We start from the raw sequence: 10,259 nt of genomic DNA on the forward strand, positions 1-10,259 counted from the left end.
GGTATGCGTTGGACAACCTTAAGAGGCTTAAAAAAATTGTCCATGCAAGCGATGCTTACTTTTGCTGCCATGAACTTGAAAAAGATGGCCAGCTGGACGTGGAAAGGTCCAGAATTGGCGTAATAATAGTCAAAGGATAGGTCTAAATTTTGCTCAAAAGGCATCCGAATGGGCTCATTCGAATGCCTTTTGTCTACAATCTGAAATCCTAACTTTAGGATTTTTCTTTTTTTTATTATAATTAAGTATAAAATAGTTGAGGCGGAAATTAGATGATGCGATTTTTAGATGAAAATGGGAATCCAGTAGAATTGTCTTTTTTACCAAATGCTTTCGAAGAGGCAGCAAAGCATGTGTTAGTCATTTGCCAGTATGGGGAAGAGTGGCTATTGACGAACCATAAAAAAAGAGGACTTGAATTTCCCGGTGGAAAAATGGAATCAGGGGAAACTCTTGAAGAGGCAGCACAACGAGAAACCTATGAGGAGACAGGCGCAATCCTAGGTGAGCTAAAATTTATTGCTGAGTATAAATTTACCGACCCGATGAGGTCTTATGTGAAGGCTGTCTTTTGGGGAAAGGTCGCTAGGGTTGAAGAAACGACTAGTTACCACGAAACCAATGGTCCTGTTGTTGTTAAAGGTGATATATTGCAGCAGCGATTTGGGGATGATTACAGCTTTATCATGAAAGATCAAGTCGTCGAGCAATGTGTTAAACTCATTCGAAAGTTACAGAACGAAAAAAAATAGCAGAGAGCATAGGATAACAATCTGCTATTCCTTGATAATTTTTTTCTCTAATAATTCAACAAGCTGGTACATAATGGTAGCAAATACCGCGATAACCAAAAGTGATAAGAAAACAAGTGTAAAATTAAATACTTGGAAGCCATAAATGATCATGTATCCAAGTCCTCTAGAGGATACAAGGAATTCACCTACGATCACACCGACCCAAGACAGACCGACATTTACCTTAAGAGTAGAAATAATCGTTGGAAAACTCGCGGGGAGGATAGCTTCTTTGAAGCATTGCCAACGAGTTGCACCGAAAGTTTGGAGTACTTTAAGATAATTCGGATCCACCGCTTTAAATGAGGTATATACCACAATGGTGGTAATGATAATTGAGATAATCGCGCCCATGGCAATAATCGATGAATACCCAGGACCTAGCGCCACAATCAAAATGGGCCCTAATGCGACTTTCGGCATGGCATTTAAAATAACAAGATAAGGATCAAGCACCCTTGAAATCATCGGTGACCACCAGAGGATAGCAGCTAATATCGTACCCAGTAGTGTGCCTAGAATAAATCCTAGGACGGTTTCCGTTAAGGTTACGCCAATATTGCTAACTAAAGTTCCATCATGAATTTTTTCCAGGAGTAAATTCCATATCTTTGAGGGAGAACTGAAAAGAAGCGGGTCAATCCACTGTTTTTGACTAAACAATTCCCAACTAGAGAAAAAGACGATAAAAATGATCGCCTGATAAAATCCGACCCATCTTTTTTCAACCTGCAGTGATTGAATATAGTTTTTATGGAGGAGTTCAAGCTTATTCTTTTTCTCGCTCAAGAGACTCCAACTCCCTCCATATGGTTTGAAAGATACTTGAATATGCCTGATGATTTCTTGCTTCAAATGGGGATATATTTCTTAGTTCCTCCGGCATCGTAAATGTTTTATAGATTCTCCCGGGACTTGGTGAAAGCAGAAAAACGCGATCGCTCATGGCAATAGCCTCACCAATATCGTGAGTAACGAGAATAGCTGTTTTTCCAAATTTATCTAATGTTTGTGATACTAAATCCTCCAATTTAAGCTTAGTTTGATAATCGAGAGCGGAAAAAGGCTCATCAAGCATAAGCAGTTTTGGTTCTGTGGCAAGCGTCCGGACGAGAGCCACCCGCTGCCTCATACCCCCTGATAACTGCCTAGGAAGCTGTTTTTCCACCCCTGTTAATCCGATTTGGCTTAACAGGCCAAGGGCAGCCAATCTTGTTTTTTGGTTCAACTGCTTTGATAACTTCAAACCGATCAGGATATTCTCTTCAATCGTTTTCCAAGGGAACAAATAATCTTGTTGGAGCATATAACCGATTTGGTTTTTTGCGGTAGTTACCGGCTTTTTTTCTAACAAGACAGTACCTTGCGTTGGTTTAAGCAAACTAGAAATAATGGAAAGCAGAGTCGTCTTACCACAGCCGCTGGGGCCGAGGAGGGAGACAAACTCGCCCTCATCCACTGTTAATGAAATATCGGAGAGGGCCGTGGTGGCAGAGGCTTTAGTAAAATAGGTGTGATGAATATTTTGAACGGTCAAAAAGCTCATAAGAACGGCCTCCCTTTCCTTTATTCTTTTATTATCTTGTCAGCGATCTCTGTATTTACAAGTGTTTGATGATCTACTTCTTTTGGCAGTACTCCTGCTTCGTTCATGATGTTTTGTAGATTGTTCCACTCCTCTTGGTCAAGGATAGGATCTGTTGCAAAAGATCCTTGATTTTTATAACGCTCAACAACAGTGGTCATAATTTCTAAATCTGTATCTGGAAAAAACGGTTCCACCGCTTTTGAAATTTCCTCAGCATTGTGCGACGCTACCCATTGTTGAGCTTTGTAAATTGCTCGAGTGAACTTTTCAATCGTTCCCTTATTTTCTTTCATATAGCTTTCCTTGGACATAAACGTAGTATATGGTACGTGGCCAGACTCTTTACCGAAGGAAGCAACAATATGACCTTTTCCTTCTTTTTCAAAAATACTTGCCGTTGGCTCAAATAATTGCACAAATTCGCCCGTTCCAGAAGCAAAGGCATTGGCAATATTAGCGAAATCAATGTTCTGGATTAAGTTCAAATCCTTTTGAGGATCAATTCCATGCTTTTTTAAAACAAATTCACCGACCATCTGTGGCATGCCGCCTTTACGTTGCCCTAAGAAGGTTTTTCCTTTTAAGAGGTCCCATGAAAAATTATCAATCTTTTCTCTAGCAACGAGGAAAGTACCATCGGTCTGGGTTAATTGTGCAAAATTGATGACGGGGTCGTTTGCTCCTTGGGCATAAACGTAAATCGATGTTTCTGAACCAACTAGGGCAACGTCGGCCCCCCCAGAAATCAGAGTGGTCATGGTTTTGTCGCCGCCGGGTGTTGTTGTTAGCGTGACGTCTAAACCTTCAGCTTTGAAAAATCCTTTGGCTAGGGCAACATACTGCGGGGCATAGAAAATGGACCGGGTAACTTCAGCGATTCGAACTTTCTCAAGTTTCTTTGTTTCATTTTTTGTGGAGCTATTACAAGCGACAAGTGAAAACATAAGTATAGTGATGAGCAGAAAGGAGAAACTGAACTTTAACGATTTTTTCATGAAGCGAGCCTCCTTATTTATCATAAAAAATCTGGGCTAATTGCCTAAGATATCGTATGAAGAGGAGAAAAATGTGTGAATGCCTAGAGAGAATAAATTTTATAAAAAAGGGAAGTTTTGCTGATGAGCCAATACAATGATGGAAAGATTGTTGATATCACGCGCTTTCCTTCTCCAAATCCCAATATTGAATTAAAAGTAATCACTTACCTTTCCAATGGATTACGAGTGAAAGGCATGCTTGCGGAACCGATTGGGGAAGGTGAGTATGATGGATTCCTTTATTTACGCGGCGGCATTAAAAATGTTGGTAAAGTTCGACCAGCAAGGATTGCCCAGTTCGCAGCTGAGGGCTTTGTTGTTTTTGCGCCTTATTATCGTGGAAATCAGGGTGGGGAAGGCAATGAGGATTTTGCCGGGGACGACAGGGAAGACGCCTTTTGCGCCTTTTTGCTGTTAAAATCTATGCCCAGAGTACGTGAAATACATATATTTGGGTTCTCGCGGGGTGGTGTAATGGCGCTTTTGACAGGAATTGAATTCCCTGAGACCGCGTCTGTTGTCAGCTGGGGCGGGGTCAGTGATATGTCCCTCACCTATTTGGAACGTAAAGATTTACGGAGAATGATGAAGAGGGTCATTGGCGGAACCCCTCAGAAATTTCCGGAACGGTATCAAGACAGGACCCCTCTTTATCAAATAGAAAAGATCAAAGCCCCTGTCCTGATTATCCATGGTGCTAAAGACGGAAATGTTTCGGTGGAGCACGCGTATCGTCTTGAAAGAAGGCTGAGGTTAGTAGAAAAACCAGTCGAAGCATGGTATTTTAACGAATTTACACATTACTTCCCACCAGCAGTAAATAGAAAAGTCGTGAATGATTTAACGAAGTGGATGAAAAGTCACCGTAAAAGATGATAATATATAGGTATTACAAGTAGAGGAGCGGATGTTTATGGGTATGCCTCTTGAGTTAAATACGATGATTGTAACTAAAGGTAGAGAAAAACGAGTGGAGGAAAACGTCTTTTTGCTAGAAAAAGAAGGGTACAGACTTTATCCAATTGAGATTCCGATTGATGTAAGAAAAACAATCGATAGTGATTCAAGTGGTACCGCATTGATAAAAAAAGTCGAGTTGCAAAATAACAGCACGACCATAACCTATCAATTAATATCATTAAATTCGACTAACTAATGAGATTAGAAAGCCCATATCGAATCGATATGGGCTTTCGATATTATGCTATTGGTCCGCCTTTTTCTTCAATATCACGTGAAACATTAGTGAACTTTTTAAAGTTTTCGCGGAACTTTGCGGCTAATTCCTTTGCTTTCTTTTCATATGCCTGCGAATCCGACCAAGTTTTAATCGGCTGTAGGACTTCGTCTGGTACACCTGCAATATGGAGCGGGATATTTAATCCAAAGATCGCGTCCTTGACAGTCTCCACATGGTTTAATTCTCCCTCAAGAGCGGCTTCAACCATAGCGCGCGTGTAGGAAAGTTTCATTCGATTACCGACCCCATATTCGCCGCCGGTCCAGCCAGTATTGACAAGAAAAACATTGGCATTGTGCTCAAGTATTTTTTCACCGAGCATTTCTGCGTAACGAGTCGCAGGCAGCGGCAGGAATGGAGCACCAAAGCAAGTGGAGAAGGTAGCTTGTGGTGACGTTATTCCACGCTCTGTTCCGGCTAGTTTTGAGGTGTAGCCACTTAAAAAGTGATACATTGCTTGTTCCTTTGTTAATTTTGAAATTGGAGGCAAGACACCGAATGCATCAGCGGTTAAAAAGACAATCGTATTTGGATGGCCAGCGATACTTGGTTGAACAATATTATCAATTGCGTCAATCGGATAAGCGGCACGTGTATTTTCGGTCAACGTTCCATCATCATAATCAGAGATTCTTGATTCCTGATTCAATGTTACATTTTCTAGGACAGTTCCAAAGCGGATGGCATCAAAGATTTGCGGCTCCTTTTCACGAGAAAGATTGATACATTTTGCGTAGCAGCCCCCCTCGATATTAAAGACACCATTGGAGGACCAACCGTGCTCATCATCACCAATTAATCGACGATTGGAATCCGCTGATAAGGTTGTTTTGCCAGTTCCAGACAAGCCAAAGAATAAAGCAACATCGCCTTCAATCCCAACATTGGCAGAACAGTGCATCGAAAAAATATTGTTTTCAGGCAGTAAATAATTCATTACAGAAAAAATCGACTTTTTCATTTCCCCTGCGTATTCTGTACCACCTATTAAAACAATTCTTTTTTCAAAAGAAATCATAATAAAAGCTTCCGAGTTGGTACCATCGATAGCCGGATCTGCCTTGAAATTAGGTGCAGAAATAACGGTAAATCCAGCATCATGGGCAAGTAGTTCATCATCCGACGGGCGAATAAATAACTGGTGTACAAATAAATTTTGCCAAGCTAATTCATTTACCACTTGGATGGATAAACGTGATTTTTTATCAGCACCCGCAAATCCTTTAAAAACAAAAATCTCATTTTTCTGTTGTAAATAATTAATGACCTTTTGATAAAGCTTTGTAAAAACCGGCTCTGAAATTGGTTGATTGGTAGTTCCCCATTCAATTTTGTCTTTAGTTGAATCTTCTAAAACAATGAATTTATCCTGTGGAGACCGGCCAGTATACTTTCCAGTAGCGACACTAATTGCTCCCGTAGAAGTTAATGCTCCTTCATGACGGGTTAAGACTTTCTCAACTAATTGAGGAACAGATAATTGCACATGAACATGACTTTCATTTAACAATTGATTTAATTCATTAGGAGTATCAACAGAATTCATTTAATGAGACCTTCCTTTATTTCGTTTTTAGGTTGTTAATAATATAAAAAGTATAACACATTAGCTGAATTGATGTATCCTATTTAACTGGATTTATATATTATAAAACTTTAATTGAAGATATAAAAAAAATTTATAAAAGATACTAACATATTTCGTATATTTCCCATTTTGTTGAAAAACATTTCTTAAAAAATTCATTGACATTGTTGGGCAGTGTGATATTATTCTAAGTTGAACGGATACTCTCTTATCCTGAGCTGGTGGAGGGACAGGCCCAATGAAACCCAGCAACCTGCAGTATGAAAAGATTGACCACTTAAAAGGTCCTTTTCAGGATGCGAAGGTGCTAATCTGACGCAAGGCTTTGACCTTGAACGATAAGAGCGAAAGGCCCGGAACAACCTTTCCTCTCTGGTAAGGTTTTTTGTTTTGTATAAGTCCTTTATGAAAAGAGTCTCTAATAAAAATCCTTTGTTTATTACATACTAAGGGAATGAGTACCGTATCAAATTCTCGATGTTTAAGGAAGTATTCCTGTAACCTTCCTAAAACCTCGATTATCTCATATTATAGGAGGAATTCAGATGTCAACAAAACGTCGTTTGTTCACTTCTGAATCAGTTACTGAGGGTCATCCTGATAAGATCTGTGACCAAATTTCTGATTCCATTTTAGATGCTATTTTAGCAAGGGATGCTAATGCCCGGGTTGCGGCTGAAACTTCAGTAACAACAGGACTAGTGCTAGTAGCAGGAGAAATCACCACATCTACCTACGTGGATATTCCAAAAATTGTTCGTGAAACGATTAAAAACATCGGCTACAATCGGGCGAAATTCGGTTTTGACTCAGAAACCTGTGCTGTTTTAACATCTATTGATGAACAGTCTCCAGATATCGCGATGGGTGTTGACCAAGCTTTGGAAGCGCGTGAAGGTCAAATGTCTGATGAACAAATCGAAGCAATTGGTGCAGGGGACCAAGGTTTAATGTTTGGTTTTGCTTGTAATGAAACAAAAGAGCTTATGCCTCTTCCCATTTCACTAGCGCACAAACTTGCTCGCCGTTTAACAGAAGTACGTAAAGATAAGGTTCTTGATTACTTACGTCCAGACGGAAAAACACAAGTAACGGTTGAATATGATGAGAACGATAAACCAGTACGCATTGATACGATTGTTATTTCCACTCAACACAATCCTGAAGTTGAGTTAGAGCAAATTCAACGTAACTTGAAGGAATATGTTATTAATCCGGTAGTTCCAAAAGAATTAATCGATGAAAAGACAAAATACTTTATTAATCCAACCGGCCGTTTCGTTATTGGCGGACCACAAGGGGATGCTGGCTTAACAGGTCGTAAAATCATCGTTGATACGTATGGTGGATATGCTCGCCATGGCGGTGGTGCCTTCTCTGGTAAGGATCCTACAAAAGTGGACCGTTCAGCTGCCTACGCAGCACGTTATGTTGCCAAAAATATCGTTGCTGCTGGCCTTGCTGATAAGGTAGAAGTTCAACTTGCCTATGCAATTGGAGTTGCTAGACCCGTTTCGATTGCAGTTGATACGTTTGGTACAGGTAAATTGAGCGAAGACGTGTTAGTTGACCTAGTAAGTGAAAACTTCGACCTTCGCCCTGCAGGTATCATTAATATGTTGGATCTTCGTCGCCCAATTTACCAACAAACAGCAGCTTATGGTCACTTTGGCCGTACAGATGTGGATCTTCCTTGGGAGCGCACAGATAAAGTAGAAACATTACGCCAACAAGCAAATCTATAAATAGAAAAGCAAAAGCGCCTTGGCGCTGGAGCTAGACAATACAAAGGGAGTTACATACTACATGTAACTCCTGTTTTTATTCGTACGTCTATTTACCTGTACAGTAACAAATAATTGAAAAAATGAAGTGTTTAAGCAGGTCTAAAGAAGTGAAAAATGATGATATTAAATTTGCCTATTGTTCACAGTGCAAATTTTATAAAAAAAGTGGTAGTATTAGAGAGTATGTTTTTCTGTCTAGCTCCAGCGCAAGGCGTTTGCGCTTTGGAGCAATACGTCCTTTTAAAGGATATTTAGAATGAGGTGAAGTACATAATGTGTGGTTTTATCGGTTGTGTACACGACAAAACACAAAACTATAGTGATGAGCAAAAACAACAATTTAAAAATATGAACGATATTATAACTCATCGGGGGCCGGATGATGATGGTTTTTATTATGATGATCATATCCAATTTGGGTTCCGCCGTTTAAGTATCATTGATATTGAGAGTGGTCATCAACCGCTTACGTATGAAAATGAACGCCACTGGATTATCTTTAATGGTGAAGTTTATAACTATGTAGAACTGCGCGAGGAACTATTGAGCGAAGGATTAACCTTTTCAACTAGCTCCGATACCGAAGTTATTATTGCACTCTACAGCCATTTGAAGGAAAAAGCCGTCGAAAAACTACGTGGAATGTTCTCCTTTGTCATCTGGGATAAACAAGAACAAACTCTTTATGGGGCGCGTGATCCGTTCGGGATTAAACCGTTTTTTTATTTTGAAGATGGTGAAAGAACATTTTTTGCCTCTGAGAAAAAGAGTATTCTATTGGGGCTCGAAAATGATGTTCTTAACTATGATTCCTTGCAGCATTATTTGACCTACCAATTTGTTCCTGAACCAACCACCATGTCTGATGGTATTAAGAAATTAGAGCCAGGTCATTTTTTTACCAAAAAGATTGGCTCACCAATGGAAATCAAAAGATATTGGAAAGCACACTTTAAACCAGTTCACAAATCAGAACCTGATTTTATCAAGGAAATTAAAGATGTCCTGTTCGATTCTGTAAAAATGCACATGCGCAGTGATGTTCCAGTAGGCTCATTCCTTTCTGGCGGGATTGATTCTTCGATTATTGCATCGATTGCAAAAGAATATCACCCTGCGATTAAAACCTTTTCGGTAGGTTTTGAGCATAATGGATTCAGTGAAATTGATGTCGCAAAAGAGACAGCTGAAAAGCTTGGTGTCGAAAATATCAGCTATGTGATTTCACCGCAGGAATATATGAATGAAATTCCAAAAATCATGTGGCATATGGATGATCCGCTGGCAGACCCTGCTTGTGTCCCGCTTTATTTTGTTGCCCGTGAAGCGAGAAAACACGTAACCGTTGTTCTTTCAGGTGAAGGTGCGGATGAATTATTTGGCGGCTACAATATTTATCACGAGCCGCAATCATTAGAGGTGTTTAATAAAATTCCGAAAGCAGGAAAAGTGCTTTTAAAAGGGATCGCGGGTATGATGCCTGAGGGAATGAGAGGAAAAAGCTTTATCGAACGCGGTGTTACTCCAATGGAAGAACGTTACATTGGTAATGCGAAAATGTTTACCGAAGAAGAAAAGCGCGAACTACTAAATGTCTATCGTGAGGGATTAGATTACACTGATATAACGAAGCCGCTTTACGCTGAATCGCGTGGTTATGATCCTGTGGACCGGATGCAGTATATTGATATCCATACATGGATGCGCGGCGATATTTTGCTGAAGGCCGATAAAATGACGATGGCTCATTCCTTAGAACTTCGTGTGCCATTCCTTGATAAAGCGGTCTTCGAAGTGGCATCAAAAATTCCGACCAGCCTGAAAACAGTGCATGGAACGACGAAGTATATCTTACGTAAAGCAGCCGAAGGTGTTGTACCTGCCCATGTACTTGATCGGAAGAAACTGGGGTTCCCTGTACCAATCCGTCATTGGTTAAAGGATGAAATGAACGAATGGGCGAAGAAAATCATCCGCGAAAGCAACACGGATCATTTGATCAATAAATCATATGTGCTTCAATTGCTTGAAGACCATTGCCAAGGTAAAGCCGATAACAGCAGGAAGATTTGGACTGTGCTGATGTTCATGGTATGGCATCAAGTATATGTTGAAGATGTCTATTCCTTTCAACGTGATTATGCACTAGAAAAGGCCCTGCAAACATCGAAAAATTAATCGTAAAAGCACCCAAATTTCTTGGGTGCTTCAGACTGTCGACAAAT

At 40.1% G+C, this 10,259-nt stretch carries 10 protein-coding genes and 1 riboswitch; of the genes, 6 read left to right on the forward strand and 4 right to left on the reverse strand.

Annotation, left to right across the window (positions count from 1 at the left end):
* Both J7E67_RS27730 and ytkD read left to right on the forward strand, forming a co-directional pair.
* A partial coding sequence (locus tag J7E67_RS27730; protein WP_214730992.1) for a transposase occupies nt 1–123 on the forward strand: 123 nt, incomplete at its 5' end.
* A gap of 149 nt (nt 124–272) precedes the next feature.
* Nucleotides 273–752, forward strand: a complete 480-nt coding sequence (gene ytkD, locus J7E67_RS27735) for an RNA deprotection pyrophosphohydrolase (RefSeq protein ID WP_214719284.1) — start codon at nt 273–275, stop codon at nt 750–752.
* Between the two features lie 24 nt (nt 753–776).
* Here ytkD and J7E67_RS27740 read toward each other — a convergent pair whose 3' ends face one another.
* From J7E67_RS27740 to J7E67_RS27750, 3 genes are read right to left on the reverse strand one after another with little or no spacing between them, the layout of a single operon-like run.
* The gene (locus J7E67_RS27740) at nt 777–1,583 is read right to left on the reverse strand and encodes an ABC transporter permease (protein WP_214733235.1); all 807 of its coding nucleotides are present in this window, start codon (nt 1,581–1,583) and stop codon (nt 777–779) included.
* Complete coding sequence (locus J7E67_RS27745) at nt 1,564–2,340, reverse strand: ABC transporter ATP-binding protein (RefSeq protein WP_214733236.1); 777 nt, start codon at nt 2,338–2,340, stop codon at nt 1,564–1,566. Before J7E67_RS27745 ends, J7E67_RS27740 begins: the two co-directional genes overlap by 20 nt.
* 20 nt (nt 2,341–2,360) lie before the next feature.
* Nucleotides 2,361–3,326 (reverse strand): ABC transporter substrate-binding protein, encoded by a 966-nt coding sequence (locus tag J7E67_RS27750; protein WP_374223945.1) that lies wholly within the window; start codon nt 3,324–3,326, stop codon nt 2,361–2,363.
* A gap of 174 nt (nt 3,327–3,500) precedes the next feature.
* Here J7E67_RS27750 and J7E67_RS27755 point away from each other — a divergent pair, with 174 nt between their 5' ends.
* Together J7E67_RS27755 and J7E67_RS27760 are read left to right on the forward strand one after the other, a co-directional pair.
* Nucleotides 3,501–4,295 carry an alpha/beta hydrolase family protein gene (locus J7E67_RS27755; protein WP_214733238.1) on the forward strand — a complete coding sequence of 265 codons (795 nt, stop codon included), beginning with the start codon at nt 3,501–3,503 and terminating at the stop codon, nt 4,293–4,295.
* 37 nt (nt 4,296–4,332) lie between these two features.
* Complete coding sequence (locus J7E67_RS27760; protein WP_168245394.1) at nt 4,333–4,575, forward strand: DUF2584 domain-containing protein; 243 nt, start codon at nt 4,333–4,335, stop codon at nt 4,573–4,575.
* A 43-nt stretch (nt 4,576–4,618) separates the two neighbouring features.
* Here J7E67_RS27760 and pckA read toward each other — a convergent pair whose 3' ends face one another.
* Complete coding sequence (gene pckA, locus J7E67_RS27765; protein WP_214719277.1) at nt 4,619–6,205, reverse strand: phosphoenolpyruvate carboxykinase (ATP); 1,587 nt, start codon at nt 6,203–6,205, stop codon at nt 4,619–4,621.
* Nucleotides 6,206–6,452: 247 nt separating this feature from the next.
* A riboswitch (SAM riboswitch) is annotated at nt 6,453–6,592 on the forward strand.
* Nucleotides 6,593–6,792: 200 nt separating this feature from the next.
* Between pckA and metK the strand changes: the two genes are divergently transcribed.
* Both metK and asnB read left to right on the forward strand, forming a co-directional pair.
* Complete coding sequence (gene metK, locus J7E67_RS27770) at nt 6,793–7,992, forward strand: methionine adenosyltransferase (protein WP_214719275.1); 1,200 nt, start codon at nt 6,793–6,795, stop codon at nt 7,990–7,992.
* Between the two features lie 315 nt (nt 7,993–8,307).
* Nucleotides 8,308–10,212 carry an asparagine synthase (glutamine-hydrolyzing) gene (gene asnB, locus J7E67_RS27775; protein WP_214733239.1) on the forward strand — a complete coding sequence of 635 codons (1,905 nt, stop codon included), beginning with the start codon at nt 8,308–8,310 and terminating at the stop codon, nt 10,210–10,212.
* The last annotated feature ends 47 nt before the right edge of the window (nt 10,213–10,259 follow it).

Source organism: Bacillus sp. ISL-46 (genome assembly GCF_018613205.1).

Bases quoted from the DNA above. Each gene is read 5' to 3' on its own strand.
- J7E67_RS27750 (WP_374223945.1), bottom strand. From the start codon at position 3,326: ATGTTTTCACTTGTCGCTTGTAATAGCTCCACAAAAAATGAAACAAAG.
- metK (WP_214719275.1), top strand. From the start codon at position 6,793: ATGTCAACAAAACGTCGTTTGTTCACTTCTGAATCAGTTACTGAGGGT.
- pckA (WP_214719277.1), bottom strand. From the start codon at position 6,205: ATGAATTCTGTTGATACTCCTAATGAATTAAATCAATTGTTAAATGAA.
- J7E67_RS27745 (WP_214733236.1), bottom strand. From the start codon at position 2,340: ATGAGCTTTTTGACCGTTCAAAATATTCATCACACCTATTTTACTAAA.
- J7E67_RS27760 (WP_168245394.1), top strand. From the start codon at position 4,333: ATGGGTATGCCTCTTGAGTTAAATACGATGATTGTAACTAAAGGTAGA.
- asnB (WP_214733239.1), top strand. From the start codon at position 8,308: ATGTGTGGTTTTATCGGTTGTGTACACGACAAAACACAAAACTATAGT.
- J7E67_RS27755 (WP_214733238.1), top strand. From the start codon at position 3,501: ATGAGCCAATACAATGATGGAAAGATTGTTGATATCACGCGCTTTCCT.
- ytkD (WP_214719284.1), top strand. From the start codon at position 273: ATGATGCGATTTTTAGATGAAAATGGGAATCCAGTAGAATTGTCTTTT.